The organism is Nostoc sp. (assembly GCF_036917635.1).
Classification (GTDB): domain Bacteria; phylum Cyanobacteriota; class Cyanobacteriia; order Cyanobacteriales; family Nostocaceae; genus Nostoc.
Window position 1 is genome coordinate 85,592 of record NZ_JBALCW010000102.1, and the last position, 25,743, is coordinate 111,334.

The following is a 25,743-nucleotide window of genomic DNA, read 5'->3' on the forward strand; positions in this document are numbered from 1 at the left end:
ATAACGAGAAACTCACCTATTTAGGGCTGTAGTCAGAGCAATTGAGTGCTTGTATGGTTAGGGCAGTGTTAGGATGTACTGCACATTTGAGAAAATAATTATTGGTAAAAAATTCGCAGTTTTCACAGGGGTGTTGCTGTAAATCTTTGATACTTCCTATTTCGTCTTTATCTTGTGTCGCATTTTCTGGGGGGTCTTCTATTGCTTTGCAGACAGATAAAACGATAAAAACGACAACTCCCCAAACAATCATGAAGGAAATATGAGCCAAAAACACTGCTACAAAAGGAATGTCTCCTCCCTGTGGTTTTGTGTCATGTCTAATAATATGTGGAATTAAAATTTGTTGGTGCATCTGAGTTATCTGAATTAACAGATTGGCTGGCTATTGGTCGAGCTTCTAGTAAGCAACTGTTAAGTGAATAGTAAACAGAATGAATTTTCTTCAGAGTGACTTTGAGAGCCGGAACCATCATCGGATGGGTTGCTATTGCTAAAATGTAGTCTTCAGCAAAAATACTAGCGTTATTTGTTACTGAAATTACTTGACTTTATCTGGAAATACTTAAAAAAACGCATTGATCGGGTAATTTAATTTCAGTTAAATGAATACCGCAATAAACGCTATTGGATTGGATTAAAACGCCAAATAGGCTTGGTTCTAAAATTTGTTTGTTTTTTAACACAAAATTTTTTTTAACTTTAATAATATTGTGCAATATTTTACAGACAAAATAAGATTTCTTTAGATAGATTTTGAATATATATGATTTATTAAGTAGATAAAAGATGTGTTTATTGATTAGCTAAATAAGCATATATTTAGAGATATAGATTTGATATATAAGTAAGTGGGTCAAATTAAATATAAAACCTCACCCTCACCCCCTCTCCGAACTCACGGAGACGGATTGAGGGTGAGGGAAAAGATTTAAGCACTCATTGAGATGGTCCGGTAAATAACAAAATTCCCGACTTATTTAATAAATCAGGAATCTAAGCCTTTTGATTTTAAGTAATCATTAAAAATTGATTCTGAATCGGAGGCGTAGCAATAATCAGGAACATCCCTTTTTCGCTATTTCCTATGCCTTAATCTTATCCAGAGCTAAATTCAGCTTCAACACATTAACTCCAGGTTCACCAAAGATGCCGAGAAAGCGACCATCGGTATTTTGAGAAATCAAAGTTTCGAGTTGGTTTGGCTGAACTTTTCGCGCCTTGGCTACGCGTCCAATTTGCGCGATCGCAGCTTCAGGAGTAATGTGAGGATCAAGGCTAGAACCAGAGGTGTAGACTAAATCACCAGTCGGCTGCACACCTGCTTTTTTCAGACGAGTGAAGTCACCTTCAATCTTTTTGGTGGGGTCTGGATCATCTTTACCTTTGATGCGTTCCATTAATGCGGGATTACTGGGAGCCAAGTTACTAGCGCCAGAAACTCCGGTTTTCAAAACTCCCCCATCATCTTTTTTGGGGTCAGCTGTGCTGTAACTGGTGGTACTGGGACGGCTGTTAAAATAGCGATCGCTAGTAAAAGGTTGACCAATCAAAGCAGAACCGACAACTTGACCTGCGGTATTTTTCAGTAGACTGCCGTTTGCTTGAAACGGAAACACAATCTGCCCAATGGCAATCATCGCAAAAGGATAAATAATCGCTCCAATAACCCAGAGTACCAGGGTAGAACGAACGGCTCTACCGGCTTCGCGTGCAAAACTCATTAGAATTTCTCCGGTACAAACATTACAAAAAATAGATAGATAGAAAGCCCTAGCGTCACTAATCCTAACAGCCCCAATCCCCAAGATTGACTGCGGGAAAGTTGTTCACCAGTCGCTGCATAGACTAGAGGTGCAACCACTAGATTGAAACACATCGCCAGGAATAAATACAGTGGCAGTTTTTGTCTACGCCATTGACACCAGATTTCGGTTATTTCTTCTAATACTTGGGATGGTGCGATCGCGCGTCGGCTCTGAACGGGTTTCATAGTAAATTAAGACAAAGGTAGGATAATATCTATCAGTTTGATGGCAATGAAAGGAGCAACAATGCCGCCAAGACCATAGATGAAGATGTTACGACGTAGCAGTTGATCTGCTGTTAAAGGTAAAAACTTCACCCCTTTAAGTGCTAACGGAATTAATGCCGGAATAATCAATGCGTTGTAAATCAGCGCCGAGATAATCGCAGATTGGGCGCTCTTTAATCCCATAATATTAAGTGCGCCGATTCCAGCAGCTGCAAAGATAGTCGGAATGATCGCAAAATACTTGGCAATATCGTTAGCGATGGAAAATGTTGTCAAGGCTCCACGAGTAATTAGCAACTGTTTACCTATGGTTACTAAGTCAATTAGCTTCGTGGGGTCAGAGTCTAAGTCCACCATGTTAGCAGCTTCTTTGGCAGCTTGGGTTCCAGAGTTCATTGCCACACCCACATTTGCTTGAGCTAAGGCAGGTGCATCATTAGTACCATCTCCGGTCATTGCCACCAGTTTACCTTGAGATTGTTCGGAGCGAATCACCTCAATTTTGTCTTCTGGAGTCGCTTCGGCAATAAAATCATCCACTCCAGCTTCTTCAGCAATTACCGAAGCAGTAATTCGGTTGTCACCTGTGAGCATAACGGTGCGAACACCCATCCGCCGGAGTTGGTCAAATCGTTCTCGCAAACCAGGTTTGACAATATCTTTGAGGTAGATGACACCATAAATTTTGTCATCTTGGCAGACAGCTAAAGGTGTCCCGCCTAACCGGGAAACTCGCTCATAAGCTGCGTCTATATCATCAGGAACTTGGCCGCCACGAGAACGGACAAATCCTTTAATGGCCTCTACCGCTCCTTTGCGAATTTGTTTGCCATCGGGTAGATTAGTGCCACTCATCCGGGTTTTGGCGGTAAATTCCACACCCTCGGCTTTCTCGATATTGAAGTCTACCGCAGCCTGAGACCTTTCTGCTAAAACTACAATTGACTTACCCTCTGGTGTTTCATCAAACAAGCTAGCAGCTAGGGAGACTTGCGCCACATCTTGTATTGAATGATTACCCAGAGGAATAAACTCGTCAGCCATCCGGTTTCCCAAGGTGATAGTCCCTGTCTTATCCAGCACCAAGGTGTTGATGTCGCCGCAAGCTTCTACGGCTCGACCAGAGGTTGCAATGACGTTAAACTGGGCAACTCTATCCATCCCTGCGATACCGATCGCACTGAGTAAACCACCAATAGTTGTGGGAATCAAAGCTACCAGGAGCGATATTAAAATCGCAACACTAGCACCCGCCCGCAAACTGTTTGCAGCCTCAACGCCAAAGGCCGTGCTGATAAAACTAGCGATGTAGCCAACAAATGGGGGCAGAGTTGACACCACAATCAGGAATACTTGCGTTAGTACTGCCAACAATACCGTCAAAGCAATCTCGTTGGGAGTCTTGGTGCGTTGTGCGCCTTCTACCAGGGCAATCATGCGATCGATAAAGCCTTGTCCCGGATCGGCACTAATCCGAATTGTCAACTCGTCTGAAAGTAGACGTGTACCGCCTGTTACCGAACTGGCAATATCTGTAGCTGGTTGCTTCAATACCGGGGCAGATTCTCCAGTAATTGCAGACTCATCAACTGAGCCGATGCCTTTAATTACATCCCCATCGGCGGGAATCATATTATTTGCAACTACCTGAACCAAATCGCCCCGGCGCAGTTCGGTAGAATTGACTTGTTGTATCGAACCATCAGGGAGGATTTTATTAGCGATCGTATCCGATCGCGTCGAGCGTAGTGAATCAGCTTGTGCTTTACCACGTCCCTCAGCCACAGCTTCGGCAAAGTTGGCAAAAACGAGTGTAAAAAAGAGAATAAAGGTAATCAACCCGTTTAACAGGCGTTGTTGATTGATATCTGCCTGAATTGTCCCAAACAGATTTGGGTTTAGGGTAACAAGGAAGGTGACTATTGTCCCTACCCAAACAACAAACATAACTGGGTTTCTGACAGTAATTCGCGGATCGAGCTTGACAAATGACTCACGAATTGCTCTCTGGTAAAGTCCCTTTAAATCAGCTTTGGGGGTGTGCTTGCGCGAGTCACGAGTTCCAGATGGAATACGGGGCGAACGAGAATCAGTTTTAGTTGGCATACATTAAATATTGGGTATTCGGCGGCATTAGGCATTGGGGATGGGGCATTAGGAAAAGGCAGAGGGGCGGGGTGCTGCTCTTGCTGAGGGGAAAATTCTTCTCCCCTGCTCGCTCATCCCCCTCATCTCCCTTATCTCCCCACTCCCTAGCCGATGCCTTTGGAGATAAAAAAGGCTTCACCGATAGGCCCTAATGCTAATACTGGGAAGAATGTGAGTGCGCCTAAGATTAAAATTACACCTGCGGTGACACCTGTAAATAGTCCGGTATCAGTTCGCAATGTACCAGTCGTGTAAGGAACAGCTTGCTTGCGGGACATGCTATCAGCTAGCAACAGCAGACCGATGATTGGGATATAGCGTCCGGCTAAAAGGCTGAAGCAGGTACTCAGGTTCCACCAGAGGGCGGTTGCGGTAGTTTTGGTACCTGTAGCGATCGCTAAAGGTGAAGGTTGTGAATCTCCTAAACCTTCAAACCCAGAACCGTTGTTAGCAGCAGCTGAGGCATATTCGTAGATCACCTGAGAAAAGCCGTGAAAGCCGGGATTGCTAATCCCTGCCAGTTGGTCAGGAAAAGCTAAGGCGATCGCTCCGGGAATCAAAATAGCGATCGGGTGAACCAGCAATATTAGGAAGCTAGCAAGTACGACCTCCCGCTTTTCTATCTTGCGTCCGAGAAATTCTGGGGTGCGTCCCACCATCAAACCTGTGACGAATACCGCCAGGATGCTATAGGCGAACAAGTAAGCTGTTCCCGTACCCTGTCCACCCCACATGATTTGCAGGAACATATTAGAGAGAAAAATAAAACCGCCGGCGGGCATGAAGGAATCGTGGAAACTGTTGACGGCGCCGCACATTGTGCCGGTTGTACTTACCGCAAATAATGCTGATTGCGCCCAACCAAACCTGACTTCTTTACCCTCTAGGTTCGCTTGCTGACTGCCCAAAAGCGTGTTCACAGCCGGATTACCGTTGTATTCCCCAATGGCGGTGACAATCAGAAATCCGAGAAAAATTACACCGACCATGCCGTAGAGTAACCAGGCTTGTTTGATGTTATTTGCAAACAACCCATAGGTATAAATCAGAGACGTGGGAATTGAAAGCATTGCCACGATCTGAATTAAGTTAGAAAATGCGTTGGGATTTTCAAAGGGGTGGGCTGAGTTGATGGCAAAAAAGCCGCCGCCATTCTCGCCTAGCTGTTTGATGATTTCAAAGTGGGCAACTGGCCCAAGAGCGATCGCCTGACTAATGTTAGGGTCTTCTAAGGTGGGAAATACGGCAGGACCCGCCAAGGTTTCTGGCACACCAAGGGCAATAAATATAATGCCGCCGATAATACTAATCGGCAGCAAAATTCGAGTAATCGAGCGAATCAAGTCTACGTAGAAGTTGCCTAACGATCTACCAGTCAACCCGCGAATAAAGGCGATCGCTACTGCTATGCCCGTTGCCGCTGAAGTGAACATGTGGTAGCCTAGCCCTAACATCTGACTACCGTAGCTCAAGTATGTTTCACCAGAATAATGCTGCTGGTTGGTATTGGTAATGAAGGAAATCGTCGTGTGTAGTATCGTGTCCCAAGTTGGGGCGGCTATCTTGGTCGGGTTAAGCGGTAACCATCCCTGATTGGCGATCAGGAAGAAAATCAGCAACATCATCACTACATTGCTGTACAGGATTGCTCGCGCATACTGCCAACCCGTCATATTATCTTGGATTTGAACGCCAACCAAAGAGTAAAGCACTCGCTCAACCGGATTCAAAATCGGGTCTAGAAAAGTTCTTTGCTCTAGGAATACACGCCCCATGTAACGCCCAAAAAAGGGAGTAATTGCTACTACAATTAGTAGCGTTAATCCAATTTGAATCCATCCTTCTAGCATTGAATTATTTAAACTCCGGCATAAATAAATTTCAGATTAGTATAAAATATATTCTTGCTATGAATTAGAAAGAATATAAGTAGAGCGGACTGAATAATTCAACGTTTGTAGTGAGTTATCGCTGTTTTGGGGCTTTCCCCCATGAGCGATTAACAAAACCGTTGGCTGAGGACTAAAGTCCTCAAGTGATGGCTAAAGCCGCTCACTACGAAATAATCTCAAGATTTTTTACATTTTAATCTAGTTTGATTTATTCTCACCGACTTACTTAGAAGGGTATTGACATTATGATGAACTCACCTATAATTATGTCCTCAATCAATCATGAAGCTTTTTGTCAGAGAACACAAGGTATAAATTAATATTTAAACTTGTCTCTCTTAGGAATATACTTATATATATATAAATATTCAGAGCGTTTATATAGATATATATCTGCAAATATAGAAAGACAGCTAAATCCTAAACAAAGAGCTATTTTCCACTTAAACAGGAGCATCCCATTTTGCCGAATAGCCTACCAGATTTTTCACGTCATGAAAAAAGAGTTCAAAGTGATACCATTTCTTTTTGAGGCTGCGCCAAACCCTCTTAACTTCTTTTTTCTTTCTTTGTGTTCTATGCGGACTTTGCGGTTCGTTTTTCTTTCTTGTACTTAAATATGGTTTAGCGCATACTTCATACAGAATTAGTATGACAACCTCATTAGCATCTCACGCATGGGGTGATCTAAAGCTAGTTGGTTTCACAGGGGTAGGGGTGACTTAAGAAGCGTAGCGGTTAAAGTCTCTAACGTTAGAAAGTTAAGATATGGGTTAACCTATATCTTAACATTGAGGCTACAAGCCTAGCATCGTGGACATTTAGAAAAACCTACTATAGCCCTACTTAGGGACTTCCAAATAAAAAAATGTTCCAAAACTGACGCAAAAACTCTCTCTATTTCTTCTCTCTGCGTTCTCTGTGTCTAATAAGGTTCGTTTATTTATTGTAGGACTTACGCAAAATCAGGATAAAACGAACCGCAAAGTCCGCAAAGGACACAAAGGAATAAAAGTTTTAGAGGGTTCTTGCGTAAGTCCTGTATTGGAATAATTTATTTCTTGGAAGTCCTTTAATCATTTGTAAAAAGTTAGATCCCCGACAACTTTTACGAAGTCGGGGATCTGGACACCGCGAATTTTCACAAATTAGATAGGATAGAGTCAGGAGTGTAATTCATCACTCATGACTGATTTTGGCGACAAATTCCAAATGCAGAAGTGTAGGCGTGTAAGAAGGTTCTGCCGCCAACAGGGCCGATTTCCCCACCACAGAAAAAACCAGCTACAGGAATATCGCTGACGTAGCGCCGAAATAGTTCAGAATCGAAATTGGGTTTACCATAGAGTCCTTCACCTCGCCCTAGACAGGCAAACATTAAGGCAGCTACAGCAGAGGGTTCAGAGTCTCGTTGGGTTTGATAACTTTGGAGGAGTAATTCTAGGTCTTCAGCAGAGGCTTGGGCATCGCGGAGGTGGAATTGCAGCCTTTGTCCTGGACGGACGCGATCGCCAATTGCGATCGCCCCAGCTGTTGGATCGACCCCAAGAATACCACGAATTAAAAAGTCTCCCTGTTGCAAAGCCAGCTTAAATTCATCCATCGCCACACCAACAAACAGAGAGTGTTGTGCTAAAGTCCGTTCGTGTTCGCTCAGACTAGCAATCAAATCTCGCAAGACCACTAAAGGCACTTGCTCATCTAATTCCAGAATAATATTGCGATCGGCTTTTGTAACTTGCAATGGTTTACCAATCGGTCGGCATCCTTGGGCTACAATCGTTTCCAAAACAATATTGCCAGTCAAAGCTATACCGATAGTACCCTCACGATACAGACTTTGCTGTTCCTCGCCCTCAGTATCGTTACAAAAAAGGGCAACACGACCACCCATACCCCCACCACTAGCCTGTCCCCCCACAATCACCGATCCTGGATAAGCAAAATCCAACCCCTGCAATAAATCGTTGATTCCAGAAGCGAAAGAACTAGACAGCAAAATAAACTGGGGTGTCGGTGATGTTGGCACACCGATCAAATCAACCCAAGCATCTGGAGAACTATCTAAATCAGGTAATTCTTCAGCAACAACATGAAAAACTTGAACCTTCACCCCTGGAAGGTGTGCTAAAGTCAAGCTAATAGCTGGTTCAGCTTCTAATTCTTGGATTTCTCCGTTAACTCTGGTCCCAATCACACCTCCACCACTACAGCCAATTAGCACAGGCACAGAAAGTTTCTCAGCTAACAAAGGTAACAATCGGGAATACTCACTCGTAAAAGCAGACGAAATGAATACCAGTCCTAGATCCGCAGGTGCTGTTAACGATGAGACAGCTTGTTCCACCACATCTGTAACGGCGGCTTCTAAAGAATGACGGGTTGATAGGGCGTTTGCCCACTGCATTTGGTCTGCCATGAGTTTTGAGCTTCTTTCTATTTTTAGGCTACTAGGTTTTGATCTTTGATTTTGGGAAGCATTGCATCCGACAAGAATTAGTGCCAGCCTTTTGTCTCCTCCATCCCAAGAAGCTGGGTTTGTCATTCGCTAATAGATGCATCTAAATATATTGTATGATTGTTTATCTATCCTACTGATTCCACAAAATCTTAAAAAATAAAGATGAATGCATTATAAATGCGTCACTTTACTGTATCGGTTATAAATCAATACGCTAAAATACTAACTTATTAGCTGAATGGTTAGAATGGTTAGTAATCAAGCTAAAATCTGCCATTTCTGAAGTTTTTCTATACTAGTATTAACAACACACAACGAGACTAAAGCAATGACCAACATTCAAGAAACAGCAAAGAGCGGCATCCAAGAGAAAATCCAAGAAGAAGTGGAGCAAGCGCGTACTGTCTGTGACGTTAGCGGTAGCAGCTCACCAGAGTGTGCTGCTGCTTGGGATGCAGTAGAAGAATTGCAAGCCGAAGCTTCCCACAAGCGCCAAAGCAAGCCAAAAAACTCTCTAGAACAGTATTGTGATGACAACCCAGATGCAATTGAATGCCGAGTTTACGACGACTAGAAATTTAGACAAGTAAATTTTATCTTCGTTCGGTAAACAAGCAACCAAAATTGACTTACTCAAATCTTGTACTCTCACCTACAATCTTACTCCCCCTCTTTCATCATTTGCCCTAACAGGTAAATAATTGGTGAAATATCTGGAGTTATGCATGTATAAGGGTTAAAATTTGAGAGTTTTTTATCTTACAAAGGAAACTTTTACACCCAAAAAATTGGGGTTTTGTCCGAGAGTGCCGAGTATATAGTCGGTTGGTAGGTTTTAGAACTCTTGCTGACGCTACTTACAAATAGGTGTAAAATCTGAGATGAGGTGCTTTGAGTTGCTTGTTTTTTCCCAAATAGAGAGATTGAGGAAAGTGAATTAAAGAATTTACCATTTAATTAATACCTTTTCCAAAAATCTTTGCAACAAATGAATTGAGCGTAGGGGCGTACATCTGTATGCCCCTACAAACGTATTTATAGTATAAATTCGGTGAAATGGTATAAGTTGGGTAGCCACTTGCTTGCACAAAGAAGTTAGAGCGCAATCTTGAGGCTAGACTTTGTGCTTTCATTAAACTGTTATGTAATATAGATAGATTATTAGCTAGCTAATATCTTACAGGCATGGCTATTTCATTCTCATCTAGCCCGCCTCAGAATGAATTCTGAGTCTAATAGCGAAACTCGTCTAAAGACGACTGAGACTCATGTTATAGTCCCTTTTAACGAACCTTAGCTAAAAGCCAAAGAACTAAAGTTCTGGGCGCTTTATATCTAGAACAAAATAGCCCTAGCTTACAGGTTTATTAGTTATGGATACTTGTTTTTGGTTAGAAATGTTTTATTTATCGTTTGAGAAAAATTATGGAATATAACGTTTGGTTTCGCCCTTTCATCTGGATGGATTACCGACTGGCAGTATTATTCCTAGTAATTATTCCGCTAATTCTTCTGATTTGGGCATTTGTGCAAAAAGCAGAAAGCATACAACGCTTATTGGGTATATACTGGCGAGTATCAAGCCTGGTAGCAATCACGATTTACTTAATGATTGCCCAGTATCCAGTTAGCTTTATCTCTGGGTTGATAGCTCAGATTTTGATCCCGATTTCGCTGTGGTTCTGGGTGGATATCAACGATGAAATTCAGTATCAAAGCAGTGGTGCTTTGAAATTTATTTTTACTTCTTGGCGCTGGGCGACAACTGTTTATTGTATTTTGGGTGCAGTAGCTTTTATCCCTTTTTTGGGTTGTGCTTTTTCTAGCAATGCGCTGAAGACTTCTTATTGTCGCGTCTGGTTTGAGGCTCCGTTGCTATTCAAAGAATATTTCCATGCTAATAGCAAGGCTGAGTTTTTAGGTTTTCTCGGCATAGCTAGTTTAGTAATTTATGTGCTTTACTTAAGTTACTTTGTTTTGATTAAGCTGGGCAAGCAGGGACGCTCGGCTACACCACAGTAAGCGTTACTTTTAAAAAAATGGATTCCATTGGCAAGCGACTGGAACAATACACCGCTAAACGTCCCCAAGAAGTTCTAATTGTAACGGTGGAAATTGCTGATGAGCAAGATATAATTGCTGTTTTCAAAGGCTTTTCCAGTTCTTTGATGCGCCCAACGGCATTTGATGCAGATGTACCAGTTATACCAGATGGGGCAAAGATTCTCAACATTGACCGAGTAGCCAGTCCTTACAATCCTGAAGCACCCCGTTATATTCAACAAGGAATTTCTGGGGAAGCTATGGAAACTCTATTATCAGAAGTGGGAATCTAACTATTTAATTGGGCAGTTATGCAAAACTGCTAAAATGGGCAGATGGTGGTGTAATTAACTAAAATGCCTACTGCTGCTCAAGTAGCAAGTTTGTATCGTATTAGCTATCAACTGACGTATATCATGCTTCAGCCTATATACCTCATTTGCGTTGATAATCGGACTCGTAATGTATACATTCTTGCTGGGTATGACGAAGAGATTGAATTCCAAATTTTACCCAACGGAGAGTTATCTGATGAGCCGAGTTAATTACGATTCAATGTCTGATGTTGAATTAAAACAGTATTTTCTCAAGCATCGCGGCGATCGCGCTGCTTTTCAAGCATACTTAGACAGGATTAATCAGCGTCCGCGTAGGATCGTTGCAAGCCCCGACGATCCCGATTTTGATGAGAAGGTTCAAGCAGCGATTCGTCAAAAGCTAGAAGCAGCAAGAAGCAGTAGTCAGCAGGCTAACACTGCGTTAGAGCCGACCGACCAAGAGTGATCTGTGAGAGTCAAAGAAAGGTTATCTACTTTTTTATAGTGTTAGTTAGGCGATCGCAGTTAAGACAGACTGGTTACACTGTTAGCTTTATTGGATGGGCTTAGATGCAACAGTCAGAGGACGTGAACACGCCAAAACAATTCAGTCGAGAACAACGTTGGGAAATTGTACGAACCTTGCTACAACGTAGCAACTTAAGCAGTTTGGCAAAACAGGCATTCCGCCAAGCTTATCCCAATGCACCAGAGGAGATGCTGAAAACTGCTGTTTTTCACACTTACGTTGATGGAATTGAAGCAGCAATAGACTGGTTAGTTGATTTAGAGTTATTTCTACGTGAACCTAGTCATCAACTAGATATCGGTGTTACGTATCACCTGCTCTATCACCTCTACAATTGGTATCAGTTTAATTCATTGTTGCCAGATGGGAAAGCAGGAGTGTTGGAACGTCTCAAAGAGATTAAGGAGTTGGCTTCAGATGGAGATATAGAGGCAATTCTTGCAGCAGAGGAGGAGCTAGAATCGATGTTTGAAGGTGGTCGGAACTATTATCTTGACTAATTTATGAATTACCACGACATTATTACGATTGAACCTGGAAAACGCAGTGTTAAACCCTGTATCCGAGGAATGCGAATCACTGTTTATGATATTTTGGAATATCTTGCTGGTGGAATGACTGAAGCAGAAATCCTAGAGGATTTTTCAGAATTAACTTCCGAAGACATCAAAGCGTGTCTAACTGGTTATTTATAGTGTTATGTAGAAAAATTCTGTATAGTTAGCCAATATGGGGACTTGTATGGAAAGTGTTGCGTATAATCAATAGTTCTGCCGTCGCGCGTGGCTTGGGTGGAACCGATAGAATAGGAAATATGAGCTACAAGATAGGCTACTTCTTCAACTATCCGCAAGATTTGGCTCAAACAGCTAAAGATATTAACGAGTGCCTGGGTTGCTCTTTGGCTCCGTATTTAGGTGACACGGACGATTGGTTTGACGAATTTTTGAGCATGGAGTTCTCGTTTGGTAAAGTTGGGGGTTTCGAGAACGAGGGCGAACTTGATTTTGAAAACTTCAGATACGAAATTAATTTCAGAACTGCGGTGGGAGCGGCAGGCGCTCGTCCGATTCAGTTGCCTGCCATTGCAACAGTCGTTTATGCTCTTTATCGTTGGCTTGGTATCACTGGTATTTTAGTTTTCGACATGCAGATTCTTATTGCTCGTTACGAGGAGAGAGATATTCAAGACTGGAGCAAAGGGCTTTACGATGTGGTGTCCGATAGTCCGTTCGTCGGGTTTGGCGCTCATCTCAGGTTGCTGGAGCAGCGTATGCCCGATTCGTGGCGCATGTACATTGACAGGTAGCGAAGCTTCGTGACGCTGCGCGATCGCAGTTGAAGAATTATTTTGATTTTTAAATTTAAAAAATGTCACGTTCTGGATACACACTTCCCGTCTTTGCCTGCGCTGCTGCTGTTGCAGCTTTACACTGGTTACGCGATCGCAAACCCCTAACTTTAGCATCTGTAGATTTGATTGAACCCGCTCAAATCGCAGAAATCCCCATTGAACAGGTAGCAGGATTATCTGAGAATACAGCTTTAGCAATTACCCGTAGCGATCCCGGTGATAACCTCGATTTGACCAGAAATACACCAATTTGGGCAATGGTGGAATGGCGACAAGAGGGTGAAGAAGCAGTAATTATTAAAGGCGGGGAAGGAATTGGCAAACAGGCGAATGCTGATGATAAGCCAGCTATTTATGCTTATGCTCAAAGGCTGTTGCAAGAAAATTTGCAACGGATGCTAGCACCGGGGGAAAAAATCACGGTGACGATTATTTTACCCCAAGGGCGATCGCTTGCTGTTCGGACTTCAAATTCTGCTTTTGGTGTGGTTGAAGGACTTTCGCTTTTAGGGACAACTGGTATTTCTCAACCCTTAAGTACGCCAGATCAGCTTGCAGTTTTTCGGGCAGAATTACAAAATAAAGCCAGTCGTTTTGAGACTTTAGTATTATGTATCGGGGAAAATGGCCTAGATTTGGCGCGTAAACTAGGAATTAATCCCGAACAATTGGTCAAAACTGCTAACTGGCTTGGCCCAATGTTAGTAGAAGCTGATGTACTGGGCGTGAAAGAAATCTTATTATTTGGCTATCACGGTAAGCTGATGAAACTGGCTGGAGGGATTTTTCACACGCATCACTACTTGGCTGATGGACGGCGGGAAATTTTGGCAGCCCACTGTGCGATCGCAGGTTTAAAATCACCAGATATCCAAGCTGTGTTTAACAGTGCAACCGCCGAAGCCGCACTAACATATCTAAAATCGCTAGATGGTGCAACTGGTAGTGATTGGGTAAATCAAGTTTACAGTGCGATCGCCCAAACTATCGATGTACGTTCTCAAGAATACATCCAAAACCATAGGGAAAGCAGCACAGGAAGTACAATAATTGGCTCTGTTCTCTTTGAGCGCGATCGCAAAATTATCGTGAAGAGTAAAACTGCTGGTCTGTTGATGGGAAAATTATGTTAATTTATTATGAATAATCGTAAACAATTCAAATAAATAATCTTCTAAGTAACCACTCTCGAGTACATTTATCGTTTTAATACCATCTCCGACTTAAGAACTCGACAAATGCACATAACCTTGCGTTTGTAAAGGTTCTCTATAGCATTATCAGCCTAACCGGGCTGAAAAATAGCATCACCATAGACCACAAAGCATCTACCCTTAACAGACATAACACTCCCGTCATGAATACAGCGGTGATACCAACAGAACAAGCGCCCCAAACATTAGAAAATTTTGGGAGACTTGATCGCCAATTGATTGTAATTCTGGACTTCGGCTCTCAATATTCTGAGTTGATTGCCCGTCGCATCCGCGAGACTCAAGTATACTCTGAAGTTTTGTCTTATCGCACTACTTCTGCACATTTGCGCCAACTCAATCCTAAAGGAATCATTCTCTCTGGTGGTCCGAGTTCGGTTTATGGCGATAAGGCTCCCCATTGTGACCCAGAAATCTGGAATTTGGGAATACCCGTTTTGGGTGTTTGCTATGGAATGCAGTTGATGGTAAATCAACTCGGTGGGGAAGTGGCAAAGGCTGACCGAGGTGAGTACGGCAAAGCCTCATTATATATTGATGATCCCACAGATTTGCTCACTAATGTCGAAGATGGCACCACCATGTGGATGAGTCATGGAGACTCAGTTACCGAAATGCCATCAGGGTTTGAATTGCTGGCACATACAGAAAATACTCCCTGTGCTGCGATCGCTGACCACGAAAGGAAACTTTACGGCGTTCAGTTTCATCCAGAGGTAGTACATTCTGTTGGTGGGATAGCATTAATTCGTAATTTTGTCTATCATATTTGCGATTGCGAACCCACTTGGACAACAGCAGCTTTTGTCGAAGAGGCAATTCGGGAAATTCGCGCCAGAGTTGGTGAAAAGCGGGTGCTGTTGGCGTTGTCTGGTGGGGTGGATTCTTCTACTCTAGCCTTCTTGCTGTATAAAGCTATTGGTGAGCAATTAACTTGCGTATTTATCGATCAAGGCTTTATGCGAAAGTATGAGCCAGAGCGATTGGTAAAGCTGTTTCAAGAGCAATTTCACATTCCTGTAGAGTATGTTAATGCCCGCGATCGCTTTTTAGCTAGAGTTGCCGATATCACCGATCCTGAAGAAAAACGCCGCCGCATCGGACACGAATTTATTGCTGTATTTGAGGAAACATCCAAGCGCCTTGGTCACTTTGATTACCTGGCTCAAGGAACTCTTTATCCAGATGTGATCGAATCTGCTGACACCAACGTTGATACCCAAACTGGTGAACGGGTAGCGGTGAAAATTAAAAGTCATCACAATGTTGGCGGTTTACCCAAAGACCTAAGATTTAAATTGGTGGAACCACTGCGAAAACTATTTAAAGATGAAGTCCGCAAAGTAGGGCGTTCTATTGGTTTACCAGAAGAAATTGTCCAACGGCAACCTTTTCCTGGGCCTGGTTTGGCAATTCGCATTCTGGGAGAAGTCACATCTGAGCGGTTAAACATTTTACGCGATGCAGATTTGATTGTCCGGCAAGAAATTAACCAACGCGGCATGTATCATGATTTTTGGCAAGCGTTTGCTGTATTGCTGCCAATTCGTAGTGTTGGCGTTATGGGGGATCAACGCACTTACGCTTACCCGATTGTTTTGCGGATTGTTACTAGTGAAGATGGCATGACTGCTGATTGGGCAAGAGTCCCTTATGATGTACTGGAAGTGATTTCTACTCGGATTGTGAATGAGGTGAAAGGGGTGAATCGGGTGGTTTATGACATCACCTCTAAGCCGCCTGGAACTATTGAATGGGAGTAACCAAGTTTTGAGTTTTGAGTTGACTTAGCTAAGAAGCTCATCACCGAATTTAAGTAGGACTTACGCAAAATGACCAAAAAACGAACCGCAGAGGACGCAGAGAACACAGAGGAATAAGAGTTTGAGAGAGTTTTTGCGTAAGTCCTGTAAATTTTGTGAGCATCCCAAATGAAGGGAAACAAAATGAAGCAATCGCAAAGTACGGATGTTGCGATTGCTTCTCTTCACTACGTTACGTACCCTGCGGGTTTTCCAAAGGAGTACGCAATGACAAATTAATTATGTTTTTAGACATTTGGGATGCTTACTAAAAATCTCTAGCCAGAGATAAATAAACCCAAATAGTAGGATTAGTTGGATAATTAGACGAAGATTATTTAAAGTATCAATTTTATGGTACTGACTCTCTAACTTTTTGGGAATTCTCAAGCTTGTTTGGATTTACCCAACGATTAACAAATTCGTGATTATGTTTGTAAACCTTGATTTGCACTTGCTTGGAACTTAACTTGACGACAACGCCTGGAATTCTTTGGACATCGCTAGAATCCGCACGAGGCTTGTAAAGCCAAATGACTTTTTGCCCTACTTGAAAGTAGTCAGCATTACTAGTTAAAGAAGGCGCTTTTTCTGCCCAAGAGGGGAAAGCAATTGCTAAGTTGAGCAAAAGTACTAAGACCACTAAAGTGATTTGAAAAAGTTTCACGATCATTGCACTTGTCTTCGGTCTGGTAGGATAATCAATCTGCTGATCTAGCATTTAATTATTATTCTCCTTGGTTTTCTCAAAGTTTCTTTGGGCAATTTAGTTAGCATTAGTTTGTTGTTTGAATGCTGGCAAGACACCTAAATTTAATAGCACTAAGCTAAACCACATCTAGTTTGCATATCTAAAATTTTTATAACTCTTGTGGGGTGGGCAACATGAGCGCCTTAATTATGCAAGTTTATTTGTGGAATAGCTTAGTACCAGAAGAAGGAAGTCAGTTAAAAGTCAAAATAATTGTATTCCGAGCTTCTGGCGCTATTTGAAATGGTATGTTTATTTAGGCGATCGCTGTACTAGAGATTTCCAAAGTTAAAGGTACAAATCTCTGCTGATTTCAGCATAAAGCAGCTTAGGCAATAAAAGCAAATAGTCTTATTTGTTAAAAAGATAAATTAAATTTATTATAAAATCTGTGATCCTCTGGCTTGAGATTGCAATTATGATTCAGTTTGCAATACGCTTGGGTTAAGGAGAATCGTAGGTCGGTTTGAGGAACTAAACCCAACCTACGCAAGCCGGGGAGAGGTCAAAAGGGAAATATTGCTAGCTCAGTTTCCGGGTCAAAAAAGTGAATTTTCTCTGTAGTCAGAGATAACCATAGTTGCTCCCCAACTTGTACAAATCGGTCTGGTGGTATTCGCACTTGTAAGTAATTGGTAGTGGCTTTTTGAGATTCCGGTTCGGCAATCTTAACAGCGATAAAGGAATCGTTGCCGAGATTTTCTACCAAATCTACTTGCACTGGTAGATTTTTGGTAGCAGGCATACTCAAGTTCAAGTGTTCTGGGCGAATGCCTAAAATTAGAGTTTTCCGATCGTATTTTTGTAGAGCTTTTCCCCAAACTTCTGGGAGGGTGAAACGAAACTGGGAATGAGTAATCAACTGTGGGGCATGAAATTCTACAGGAATAAAATTCATCGGTGGTGAACCAATGAACTCTGCAACAAAAAGGTTAGCAGGGCGGTTGTAAAGTTCTAAGGGAGAAGCAACTTGCTGAATTTTACCCTCAGACATAATCGCAATGCGATCGCCCATTGTCATCGCTTCTGTTTGATCGTGGGTAACGTAAATTGTCGTTGTGCCCAGTTGGCGCTGCAATTTGACAATTTGAGCGCGGGTTTGGGCCCGCAGTTTGGCATCTAAGTTAGAAAGCGGCTCATCCATTAAGAATACTTGGGGGTCACGCGCGATCGCTCGTCCCAATGCAACCCGTTGTCTTTGTCCTCCAGATAGCTGTTTAGGTAAGCGATTTAGCAATGTTTCGATTTGCAACAATTGGGCAACACTACGCACCTGTTCATCCACCGCCCGTTCTTTGTCAGAAATGTAGCGCAGTCCTTTAGGTAAATTTCTGGTCGCACCCACGAAGAGATTTTCTGCCCAGGTGGGGAGTGAGGAATGCTGATTGTCCCTATTTTCTGATTGTCTGCGGCGTAGCCCAAAGGCGATGTTGTCGTACACTCTCATGTGGGGATAGAGGGCGTAATTTTGAAATACCATTGCGATGTCGCGTTCTTTGGGTGGTAGGTCATTGATCAAGCGATCGCCTATCCAGATATTACCCCCAGTCATCACTTCTAAACCAGCGATTAAGCGTAGCAGGGTACTTTTACCACAACCAGAAGGGCCAACCAGCACCATAAACTCGCCATCTGCGATCGTCAGGTTAATCCGTCGTAAGACGTTAACACTTCCCGCCCGTTCTTGCGCTGCATCAGTTTTCTCCCCAGACGTGAGTGAGGATTGAGTTTGTGAAGTAACACTTTCCCCTTTACGCGGGGAAAAACTTTTATAAACGTTTTCTAAAATAACTTGGGACACGATTAGTTATTGTCAACGATCGTTGAGCATGGGGCATTGGCATGGGGCATTGGACTAATGACTAATGACCAATGACAGTTTAGCGCCAATCATAATACACGTTGTATGTAAATACGAAAAGTTAAAAAAACAGTTTGCATCATCAAAAGCAAACTATCCTAAATTTTAGGGCTATCAGGCAATACGCTTGGGTTAAGGCTAAAACTCTTTTTGACACCAATTTTTTTTTACGAACCTCCAATCGCACCTTTGTAGCACCTGCGTTTTTGCGCTTACCCATCTTGGGCGACCTTCCAGCCTGATTGCCTTGGGTGTTTTTCCAGTTCACGTCAAGACTTAATTTTCTATTTAATCAATCAGTGGTACAATTATACTACTCTAAACAGAATTCAATGCTCATTTAGTCAGGCGAGGGTAGAGAGCGGTATATTTAATGCTGTTCAAAGCGATCGCTTGGCTTTTATGCTAGAAATAACTAAAAATTAAAAATGGATGCAGAAAATTTGTTCAAACATTATTAAAAAATGCAAACGATTAAACCTATCTAGATATTAATTGGCACTACATAGAAAAACCTTTTCTTTTTGAATCAGTACTTTTTGCAGTCAGGAGTAATTTTAATGAACAACTGCGTTTTGATGGCGGAAATTATTAACGAGCCGCAACTCCGCTATACAGCCGATAATCTGGGAGTCACAGAAATGCTAGTGCAGTTTCCCAATTCCCTGAAACCAGAAGATCCGCCAGCGACCCTGAAGGTTGTCGGCTGGGGGAATTTAGCGACAGAAATTCAGCAGAACTACCACCAAGGCGATCGCGTCATCCTAGTAGGACGTTTAAGCATGAATACTGTTGAACGTCAAGAAGGTTTTAAAGAAAAACGCGCTGAATTGACAGTACAACAAATTCAATCTGTTGGGGGTAGTTTTAATACCGATCCATTACCATCTGCGATCGTAACTCCATCATTCACTGAAACTGCTCCCCGACAAGCATCAGCATCTTATCCTCCACAGAAAGACGTTAGCAGTTACGAGTCACCACGTCCAGCGCCTACCCCCGCTACAAATCCTGTTGGCGTTGCTCCCCAAACGAAAACTTACGAACCCGTACCCCAACCCACAAATCATGAGCGGGCCACTTATCCACCAGTGAAAGCGGAAGAACCAGATCCAGATGATATTCCCTTCTAAAGTTGTTAGTTGAGTATGTATTCAATTTGCTAAGTAGGTAGGCAAGATAAAACCAAACTATGTAACGAAAAGTAAAATCTCTATATTTGGCTCGTAGTTGCGCCCTCTTGCGCTTTAGCGCAACTACGAGCCAGTGATAATTATTTGCGCCCACTTACTTAACAAAACATTACGATTTTTCTGCAAATACCCATCCTTTAGGATGTGCTATTTTTTTGTCTATAAGGGACTTCGAAATAAAAAAATGTTCCAAAACTGACGCAAAAACTCTCTCTATTTCTTCTCTCTGCGTTCTCTGTGGCTTTGTGGTTCGTTTATTGGAATAATTTATTTCTTGGAAGTCCCTAAGGGGCTTCAAATTAAATGTGTAGCAATTACTTTACTCGGATTTTAGCCTCTTATTCAAATCAATTATTTTTGTTCGACCGATCCCTTTATGGAATCGAACAAGAAATAAAACGGTACTATGAGCCAATACGGTTTAGATAAACTTTTTTTCCCCCCTTGATTTAATGCCGTAGCATAAGGGAATCGGTATAACCATTGATTTTTAACTTAAAAGTATTGTGGTTGGGTCTTCTGGGCCGTGAACTGCATTGGAGTATTGAAACTGAATCGGAACAGTTCCATTACCATTGACAAGAGGCACTTCCCCAAAAACATAATTAATTGAGCCATTATTTTGTGATTCAGAAAGTGGATAGTCACCAATCTCTCCTCCATTGTCTGAGTACCAGCCTAGCAATCCCATACCAGTTCGATTGTTTTCTCCCACATCTGGATCGGTTCTCGCTTCGTTCAACTCGTGGTAAGTTGTGGCCACAACATTTTTCCACGGCTGATCAAAAACGGAAATGCCATTGCTCAGTCCCAGATAGGGATAGTCTTGAGAGTAAACACCAATAGCATAATAAGCTGTATTCTGTTCGCCATATAATCCCTGAAAGTTTACTGAACCGTGGTATCCACCAAGACCAGATAGAGAGTCACTATCACCCTGAGCGAGTAAAGTACCACTAGGTAACATAAAATCAAAGACCGTTGAACTGAGATCAAAGCCAGAAAAAGCACCTACATCGCCTACGTTGCTGATTAGTGTTTCAAGAAACTCTTGACTGACTGTATCGGGTACAGACGCTTCTACTACTCCAGAACTTAAGAAGTTACTAGTAATTTCCTGTCCAGGGAAATATTGGGACATAATGCTGTTCAGACGGGGATCAGACATAGCTTCTTTTAGCGACCAATCAATATTCTGAATATCGCTATTGTCCCAAGACTGGGAACCACCAAGATAGATGTTGACAAAATTGAGATTAGCAATAGTTTTACCCCCACGATAGACCAAATCGTAAGATGGACTCGGGCTGAAATTACCCAAAATCTCTCCATTCTCAGCTTTATATGTGTTTTTCCCTGGATATGATATTCTCCCCTCTTCTAAACCATGTAGTTCAAAGTGTTTTAGCAGTTGATTGTTATTAAGTCTGGCTGCTACCAAGTCGGGGTAGTAAGATTTATAGAAATTAAGACTAAAGACTTGAGAAAACTCTCTTCCCTCGTTAAGTCCATAGTTTTCCAAGTGCTGTAGTGCTTGTTTGCTATCGAAACTAGCTAAGTCTGGGTTGACTTGGCGGTAGTAGTTAATGTCAACGATGCGTGAGAATTGGCGTCCTTCTTTGAGTCCATAGAGTTCCAAGTGTTCTAATGCTTGTACATTACTTAAGTTGCTCAAGTCTTGGTTGATTGTTCGGTAGGAATTCAAGCTAACGAACTGTGAAGATACGCGTCCCTCGTTAAGTCCATAGATTTCCAAGTGCTGTAGTGCTTCTTTGTAACTGAAGCCAGCTAAGTCTGAGTTGGCTTCTAGATAAAAGTCAAGGTCGAAAAACGGTGAAAATTTACGATCCTCAGCAAGACCATAATTTTGCAGATGGTCAACAAGTTGTGTATTGCTCAACTGACTCAGGTCACTATTGCTAGCGCGATAAAAGTCAAGGTCGAAAAATGGTGAAAACTTACGATCCTCAGCAACACCATAATTTTGCAGATGGTCAACAAGTTGTGCATTGCTCAACTGACTAAGGTCACTATTGCTAGCCCGATAAAAGTCAAGATCGGCAAAAGTTGAGAAGTACCTTCCTTCGTTCACACCATAGTTTTGAAAATGTGAAACCAATTGTGCATTTGTTATAATACCTGCTGCGGCTAAATCTGGATTAGCCGAACGATAAGAATTAACATCAAAAAAGTTTAAACTCATTTTATTTTCCTAAATATATGTAGGAATCGGATTTGATTTTTGAAATTATCTACGTGGTACGCGAAGCGAAGCGCGATAGGCAAGGAATTAGGCTTTTCGAGTTGTACCGAGCTTTTTCAGAAATAAAATATTAGCCCTATAGCGGTTCTCAGTTGAGTGAGGTACAAAAACCCCACCCCCAACCCCTTAAGAGCAAGCGATAAGCTTGCTCTGATGTACCTCATGCGATCAGGAAACGCTATATCATCATTCTGAAATTTGTTATCAGCATATATTTATTTTTCTAATTCATTTATCAGCATATATAGGGCGTCTGCATCTAAATTACTCTTGTTGATAACCAAAGTTAAAAATCAGAGTTTATTGTTTTACTTACTTTCCAAGGCTCAAAGTGTTCGTCTAAGCTTTTCGCAATAAGCAGGGAGTAATGAAATTATTTTAAGTCTATTAATAATACAATAGTCTTCTTGTAATGATGAGACACACTGTTACCGAATATTCACAACTAAGAAATTATATTTTTTTAAAATTGCATAGAATTACACACTCAAATTATGTTAGTTACAGTAAGTAGTATATTGTAATATTGTTTGTCTGTCAAGACAAGGACATTTTAAAAAACTAGATTAAACTCATTAACAACACTGCAACTGTGTCAATACACCGAACAGAATTAAGGGCGATAGCATTGTAGGAGAGTAGTTACTGGGTAACTGGGTAATTAGGATGATTTTTGATGACTTTAGGCACAAAGTCTAACTTAGCAACAAGGCAAACACATCATATCAATAAAATGATCTTATTCTCAACAATCTCAACATAGTCGCATTAATAGCTGCTTATGAACACAGTTTTAGGCGATGCCGAATAGCCCGTCGTAGACATCGCTTTGAGTCTAGAAAACTAAATCAAACGATAAATGCTGGTTTTTCGTTGATTCTTAACCTTAGTTGGGATCAAGAGTAATTTAGATGCGTTTGCCCTGGTATATGATGTCAGTTGTGGTTGAGGTCTAAGCAGTGAAAATTGCCAAAGAGGGTAAAAACCGAATTTATCCATATATATATCAAAACTGTTAAAATCCAAATAATTTTAAGTTAATATTTCTACCCAACTCCTATGAGAGAAACTGTCCTAGAGGTTCGCAATCTCCAAGTTGAATTTCCCGGTGATGGCAATACTGTCAGAGCTTTGGATGGTATTTCCTTTGGGTTGCATCGAGGTGAAACTCTAGGAATAGTAGGAGAATCGGGGAGTGGTAAATCAGTGACAGCCCTAGCTGTGATGGGTTTGTTGCAAAGTCCTGGTATAGTGACTGGCGGTGAAATCTGGTTTCGTCCTCAAGAGAATGCCAATGCAATCGATTTGGTAAAATTGCCTCCTGAGCAAATGCAGTTACACCGGGGTGGCGACATCGCCATGATTTTTCAAGAACCGATGAGTTCGCTTAATCCGGTTTATAACATCGGGTTTCAGCTAATAGAAGCGATTATGCGGCATCAAAATGTGTCAGCAGCCCAAGCACGACAAATTGCGATCGCAGGTCTACAAGAGGTTAAACTTCTACCTAGCGATGAGGAGATACAGCAGCAGTATATCGATTGGCATCCAACCAACAGCAAGTCATCGAAACCAGAACCATCAAAGTTGGCACAGTTGGTTAAAGAACACAAAGAAGCCATGCTAGAACGCTACCCTCATGAACTTTCTGGGGGTCAGTTGCAACGAGTGATGATTGCAATGGCAATTTCTTGCAACCCATTAATCTTAATTGCCGATGAACCAACCACAGCTTTAGATGTGACGGTGCAAGCGACTATTTTGGACTTGTTGCGAGAATTGCAACAAAGCCGTGACATGGCAATGATTTTCATCACGCACGATTTGGGGCTAATTTCAGAAATTGCTGACCAAGTAGCGGTGATGTATAAAGGCAAAGTTGTCGAATCTGGTACTTCTCGGCAAATTTTCAGCAGTCCCCAGCATCCATATACTAAAGGCTTGATAGCTTGTCGCCCCACACTCAACCGCCGTCCCCAAAAATTACTCACCGTTTCTGACTACATGAGTGCAGAAGAGACAGCAACCGGAGAAGTAGTAATTCAACCGAAAGAACCCGCACAACCCACAGAAGTTACTATCGAAGAGATTGCTGCAAGATTGGCAAACTTCAATCTATTGGAACCCCTGCTGCAAATCCGCAACCTAAAAGTTGGTTTTCCAGTGCGCGGGGTGTTTGGTGGGACAAAACGCTACAATATGGCAGTTAATGGCGTTTCTTTTGATGTCAAACCAGGAGAAACACTAGGTTTAGTGGGAGAATCTGGTTGCGGTAAAACCACTCTTGGCAGAACGTTGCTGCGATTAATTGAACCGATGAGTGGTCAGATTATCTTTGAGAAACAAGATATTACCAGCCTCAAAGGTGAACCGTTGCAGAAACTGCGGCGGGAAATGCAAATAGTCTTCCAAAATCCTTTTAGTTCCCTCGATCCACGGATGAAGATTGGGGATGCGGTGATGGAACCATTGTTAATTCACTCCGTGGGTAAGACAAAGCAACAACGACGCCAACGGGTAGCCGAACTCTTAGAACGGGTGGGGTTGAGTGCAGATGCAATTAACCGCTATCCTCATCAGTTTTCTGGTGGTCAACGCCAACGGATTTGTATAGCCCGTTCTTTGGCGTTAAATCCTAAGTTTATCATCTGCGATGAATCAGTTTCAGCGCTGGATGTTTCAGTACAGGCGCAGGTATTAAATCTTCTTAAAAAGTTACAGTCAGACTTTCAGCTTACCTATATCTTTATTTCTCACGATTTAAGTGTAGTGAAATTTATGAGCGATCGCATTTTAGTCATGAATCGCGGTCAAATTGTTGAAGAAGGCACAGCCGAAAGCATTTACCAAGAACCCAAAGAGGAATATACGCAAAAATTAATTGCTGCGATTCCTACCGGTAGTGCTGAACGGGTGCGAAGTCGTCATCTGAAGGCTTTATAGAAACAGAATTCAGGAGTCAGGAGTCAGAATGGGCTAAACGCCCCGCTATCCATGTACAGCATGAATTCTGTATAAGTCGCGGATAGCGGAGTGTTAGCGAGTATTCGAGCGTCACGTCTAAATCAGCGACTTCCAACAAATAAATATATCCAATCTTGTGGGGTGGACATCTTGTCCGCCTTTGACTACGGGCGCTCGTGTCGCCCACCCCACAAGAAGTATGAGTATTTTTTATTAGGAAGTTTCTAAACGGCGTTTTTGCACCCATACTAAATATGCAGATTTAGTTGTCTTTATTCTGACTTCTGAAGTCTGAATTCTTTTTAACAGATATTTGTACAAACAAAGTTAATTACATCTGCAAGTCCTGACTGAGTTTTCAAATTAGTAAAAATAAAAGGTTTCTCGCCGCGCATTTTTTTAGCATCTCGTTCCATTACACTTAAATCTGCACCGACATAGGGTGCTAAATCAGTTTTGTTAATCACCAATAAATCAGACTTAGTAATACCAGGTCCACCCTTGCGGGGAATTTTATCACCAGCCGCAACATCGATGACGTAAATTGTTAAATCCACCAATTCTGGACTAAAGGTAGCAGCTAAATTATCACCGCCACTTTCCAAAAAGACCAAATCCAAATCGATAAAACGTTCTTCCAACTGTTCAATTGCCGCCAAATTCATCGAAGCATCTTCGCGGATAGCAGTATGGGGACAACCACCAGTCTCTACACCCAAAATGCGATCGCTTGCCAACGCCTGAGAACGCACTAAAAACTGAGCATCCTCTTGAGTATAAATATCATTAGTTACCACCGCAATCTGATACTGCTCACGCAATCCCTTGCACAAAGCATCCACCAAAGCCGTCTTCCCCGAACCCACTGGCCCAGCAACCCCCACTCTAAATGCATTCATTTTCATTTGTCCTTTGT

The 25,743-nt window shown here is 42.2% G+C and carries 22 protein-coding genes; 12 read left to right on the forward strand and 10 right to left on the reverse strand.

Features of this window, described 5'->3' with window-relative positions; translation table 11 throughout:
* Positions 1-16: 16 nt before the first annotated feature.
* The 6 genes from V7K32_RS25865 to V7K32_RS25890 all read right to left on the reverse strand — a co-directional run bounded on the left by V7K32_RS25865 (position 17) and on the right by V7K32_RS25890 (position 8,494).
* The gene (locus V7K32_RS25865) at positions 17-355 is read right to left on the reverse strand and encodes a hypothetical protein (RefSeq protein WP_334997336.1); all 339 of its coding nucleotides are present in this window, start codon (positions 353-355) and stop codon (positions 17-19) included.
* A gap of 730 nt (positions 356-1,085) precedes the next feature.
* Positions 1,086-1,724, reverse strand: coding sequence for a K(+)-transporting ATPase subunit C (kdpC, locus tag V7K32_RS25870; protein WP_334997338.1), 639 nt, complete (start codon positions 1,722-1,724; stop codon positions 1,086-1,088).
* Positions 1,724-1,993 carry a potassium-transporting ATPase subunit F gene (locus V7K32_RS25875; RefSeq protein ID WP_334997340.1) on the reverse strand — a complete coding sequence of 90 codons (270 nt, stop codon included), beginning with the start codon at positions 1,991-1,993 and terminating at the stop codon, positions 1,724-1,726. Before V7K32_RS25875 ends, kdpC begins: the two co-directional genes overlap by 1 nt.
* Positions 1,994-1,999: 6 nt before the next feature.
* Positions 2,000-4,141, reverse strand: coding sequence for a potassium-transporting ATPase subunit KdpB (gene kdpB, locus V7K32_RS25880; RefSeq protein WP_334997342.1), 2,142 nt, complete (start codon positions 4,139-4,141; stop codon positions 2,000-2,002).
* Between the two features lie 146 nt (positions 4,142-4,287).
* Entirely contained in the window at positions 4,288-6,033 is a 1,746-nt protein-coding gene (gene kdpA, locus V7K32_RS25885; RefSeq protein ID WP_334997344.1) for a potassium-transporting ATPase subunit KdpA, read from the reverse strand.
* Between the two features lie 1,225 nt (positions 6,034-7,258).
* Positions 7,259-8,494: an FIST signal transduction protein gene (locus tag V7K32_RS25890; RefSeq protein ID WP_334997434.1), complete on the reverse strand. Its 1,236-nt coding sequence runs from the start codon at positions 8,492-8,494 to the stop codon at positions 7,259-7,261.
* A gap of 370 nt (positions 8,495-8,864) precedes the next feature.
* Between V7K32_RS25890 and V7K32_RS25895 the strand changes: the two genes are divergently transcribed.
* From V7K32_RS25895 to guaA, 10 genes are all read left to right on the forward strand, one after another.
* Positions 8,865-9,110 (forward strand): Calvin cycle protein CP12, encoded by a 246-nt coding sequence (locus V7K32_RS25895; protein WP_334997346.1) that lies wholly within the window; start codon positions 8,865-8,867, stop codon positions 9,108-9,110.
* Between the two features lie 851 nt (positions 9,111-9,961).
* Positions 9,962-10,558, forward strand: coding sequence for a DUF3177 family protein (locus V7K32_RS25900; RefSeq protein WP_334997348.1), 597 nt, complete (start codon positions 9,962-9,964; stop codon positions 10,556-10,558).
* A 17-nt stretch (positions 10,559-10,575) separates the two neighbouring features.
* On the forward strand, positions 10,576-10,872 hold the full coding sequence (locus tag V7K32_RS25905; RefSeq protein ID WP_334997350.1) for a DUF7734 family protein: 297 nt from the start codon (positions 10,576-10,578) through the stop codon (positions 10,870-10,872).
* A 63-nt stretch (positions 10,873-10,935) separates the two neighbouring features.
* Entirely contained in the window at positions 10,936-11,124 is a 189-nt protein-coding gene (locus V7K32_RS25910; RefSeq protein WP_334997352.1) for a DUF6888 family protein, read from the forward strand.
* Positions 11,111-11,362 carry a DUF6887 family protein gene (locus tag V7K32_RS25915; RefSeq protein ID WP_334997354.1) on the forward strand — a complete coding sequence of 84 codons (252 nt, stop codon included), beginning with the start codon at positions 11,111-11,113 and terminating at the stop codon, positions 11,360-11,362. The genes V7K32_RS25910 and V7K32_RS25915 overlap by 14 nt, the downstream gene beginning before the upstream one ends.
* Before the next feature lie 104 nt (positions 11,363-11,466).
* Positions 11,467-11,925: a hypothetical protein gene (locus V7K32_RS25920; RefSeq protein ID WP_334997355.1), complete on the forward strand. Its 459-nt coding sequence runs from the start codon at positions 11,467-11,469 to the stop codon at positions 11,923-11,925.
* 3 nt (positions 11,926-11,928) lie between these two features.
* Positions 11,929-12,120: a DUF433 domain-containing protein gene (locus V7K32_RS25925; RefSeq protein ID WP_334997357.1), complete on the forward strand. Its 192-nt coding sequence runs from the start codon at positions 11,929-11,931 to the stop codon at positions 12,118-12,120.
* 119 nt (positions 12,121-12,239) lie between these two features.
* Positions 12,240-12,734, forward strand: a complete 495-nt coding sequence (locus tag V7K32_RS25930; RefSeq protein ID WP_334997358.1) for a hypothetical protein — start codon at positions 12,240-12,242, stop codon at positions 12,732-12,734.
* Positions 12,735-12,796: 62 nt separating this feature from the next.
* Positions 12,797-13,912 carry a cobalt-precorrin-5B (C(1))-methyltransferase CbiD gene (gene cbiD / locus V7K32_RS25935; RefSeq protein ID WP_334997360.1) on the forward strand — a complete coding sequence of 372 codons (1,116 nt, stop codon included), beginning with the start codon at positions 12,797-12,799 and terminating at the stop codon, positions 13,910-13,912.
* Positions 13,913-14,136: 224 nt separating this feature from the next.
* Complete coding sequence (guaA, locus tag V7K32_RS25940; RefSeq protein WP_334997362.1) at positions 14,137-15,756, forward strand: glutamine-hydrolyzing GMP synthase; 1,620 nt, start codon at positions 14,137-14,139, stop codon at positions 15,754-15,756.
* Positions 15,757-16,147: 391 nt separating this feature from the next.
* On the opposite strand, the gene V7K32_RS25945 is transcribed toward guaA, so the two are convergent.
* Together V7K32_RS25945 and V7K32_RS25950 are read right to left on the reverse strand one after the other, a co-directional pair.
* A complete protein-coding gene (locus V7K32_RS25945; RefSeq protein WP_334997364.1) occupies positions 16,148-16,516 on the reverse strand; it encodes a hypothetical protein in 369 nt (122 codons plus the stop codon).
* 535 nt (positions 16,517-17,051) lie between these two features.
* Positions 17,052-18,347 carry an ABC transporter ATP-binding protein gene (locus V7K32_RS25950; protein WP_334997366.1) on the reverse strand — a complete coding sequence of 432 codons (1,296 nt, stop codon included), beginning with the start codon at positions 18,345-18,347 and terminating at the stop codon, positions 17,052-17,054.
* A 620-nt stretch (positions 18,348-18,967) separates the two neighbouring features.
* On the opposite strand from V7K32_RS25950, the gene V7K32_RS25955 reads away from it, so the two are divergent.
* Positions 18,968-19,540 (forward strand): single-stranded DNA-binding protein, encoded by a 573-nt coding sequence (locus V7K32_RS25955; protein WP_334997368.1) that lies wholly within the window; start codon positions 18,968-18,970, stop codon positions 19,538-19,540.
* 550 nt (positions 19,541-20,090) lie between these two features.
* Here the strand turns inward: V7K32_RS25955 and V7K32_RS25960 are convergent.
* Positions 20,091-21,803, reverse strand: coding sequence for a hypothetical protein (locus V7K32_RS25960; protein ID WP_334997370.1), 1,713 nt, complete (start codon positions 21,801-21,803; stop codon positions 20,091-20,093).
* Between the two features lie 1,119 nt (positions 21,804-22,922).
* On the opposite strand from V7K32_RS25960, the gene V7K32_RS25965 reads away from it, so the two are divergent.
* Positions 22,923-24,806, forward strand: coding sequence for an ABC transporter ATP-binding protein (locus V7K32_RS25965; RefSeq protein WP_334997372.1), 1,884 nt, complete (start codon positions 22,923-22,925; stop codon positions 24,804-24,806).
* A gap of 323 nt (positions 24,807-25,129) precedes the next feature.
* Here the strand turns inward: V7K32_RS25965 and ureG are convergent, their stop codons facing one another.
* Positions 25,130-25,726: an urease accessory protein UreG gene (gene ureG, locus V7K32_RS25970; RefSeq protein WP_152588379.1), complete on the reverse strand. Its 597-nt coding sequence runs from the start codon at positions 25,724-25,726 to the stop codon at positions 25,130-25,132.
* Positions 25,727-25,743 lie beyond the last annotated feature (17 nt).

Excerpts from the sequence above, each read along its gene's own strand:
- V7K32_RS25865 (WP_334997336.1), bottom strand. The coding sequence starts at position 355 with ATGCACCAACAAATTTTAATTCCACATATTATTAGACATGACACAAAA.
- kdpC (WP_334997338.1), bottom strand. The coding sequence starts at position 1,724 with ATGAGTTTTGCACGCGAAGCCGGTAGAGCCGTTCGTTCTACCCTGGTA.
- V7K32_RS25875 (WP_334997340.1), bottom strand. The coding sequence starts at position 1,993 with ATGAAACCCGTTCAGAGCCGACGCGCGATCGCACCATCCCAAGTATTA.
- kdpB (WP_334997342.1), bottom strand. The coding sequence starts at position 4,141 with ATGCCAACTAAAACTGATTCTCGTTCGCCCCGTATTCCATCTGGAACT.
- kdpA (WP_334997344.1), bottom strand. The coding sequence starts at position 6,033 with ATGCTAGAAGGATGGATTCAAATTGGATTAACGCTACTAATTGTAGTA.
- V7K32_RS25890 (WP_334997434.1), bottom strand. The coding sequence starts at position 8,494 with ATGGCAGACCAAATGCAGTGGGCAAACGCCCTATCAACCCGTCATTCT.
- V7K32_RS25895 (WP_334997346.1), top strand. The coding sequence starts at position 8,865 with ATGACCAACATTCAAGAAACAGCAAAGAGCGGCATCCAAGAGAAAATC.
- V7K32_RS25900 (WP_334997348.1), top strand. The coding sequence starts at position 9,962 with ATGGAATATAACGTTTGGTTTCGCCCTTTCATCTGGATGGATTACCGA.
- V7K32_RS25905 (WP_334997350.1), top strand. The coding sequence starts at position 10,576 with ATGGATTCCATTGGCAAGCGACTGGAACAATACACCGCTAAACGTCCC.
- V7K32_RS25910 (WP_334997352.1), top strand. The coding sequence starts at position 10,936 with ATGCCTACTGCTGCTCAAGTAGCAAGTTTGTATCGTATTAGCTATCAA.
- V7K32_RS25915 (WP_334997354.1), top strand. The coding sequence starts at position 11,111 with ATGAGCCGAGTTAATTACGATTCAATGTCTGATGTTGAATTAAAACAG.
- V7K32_RS25920 (WP_334997355.1), top strand. The coding sequence starts at position 11,467 with ATGCAACAGTCAGAGGACGTGAACACGCCAAAACAATTCAGTCGAGAA.
- V7K32_RS25925 (WP_334997357.1), top strand. The coding sequence starts at position 11,929 with ATGAATTACCACGACATTATTACGATTGAACCTGGAAAACGCAGTGTT.
- V7K32_RS25930 (WP_334997358.1), top strand. The coding sequence starts at position 12,240 with ATGAGCTACAAGATAGGCTACTTCTTCAACTATCCGCAAGATTTGGCT.
- cbiD (WP_334997360.1), top strand. The coding sequence starts at position 12,797 with ATGTCACGTTCTGGATACACACTTCCCGTCTTTGCCTGCGCTGCTGCT.
- guaA (WP_334997362.1), top strand. The coding sequence starts at position 14,137 with ATGAATACAGCGGTGATACCAACAGAACAAGCGCCCCAAACATTAGAA.
- V7K32_RS25945 (WP_334997364.1), bottom strand. The coding sequence starts at position 16,516 with ATGCTAGATCAGCAGATTGATTATCCTACCAGACCGAAGACAAGTGCA.
- V7K32_RS25955 (WP_334997368.1), top strand. The coding sequence starts at position 18,968 with ATGAACAACTGCGTTTTGATGGCGGAAATTATTAACGAGCCGCAACTC.
- V7K32_RS25960 (WP_334997370.1), bottom strand. The coding sequence starts at position 21,803 with ATGAGTTTAAACTTTTTTGATGTTAATTCTTATCGTTCGGCTAATCCA.
- V7K32_RS25965 (WP_334997372.1), top strand. The coding sequence starts at position 22,923 with ATGAGAGAAACTGTCCTAGAGGTTCGCAATCTCCAAGTTGAATTTCCC.
- ureG (WP_152588379.1), bottom strand. The coding sequence starts at position 25,726 with ATGAATGCATTTAGAGTGGGGGTTGCTGGGCCAGTGGGTTCGGGGAAG.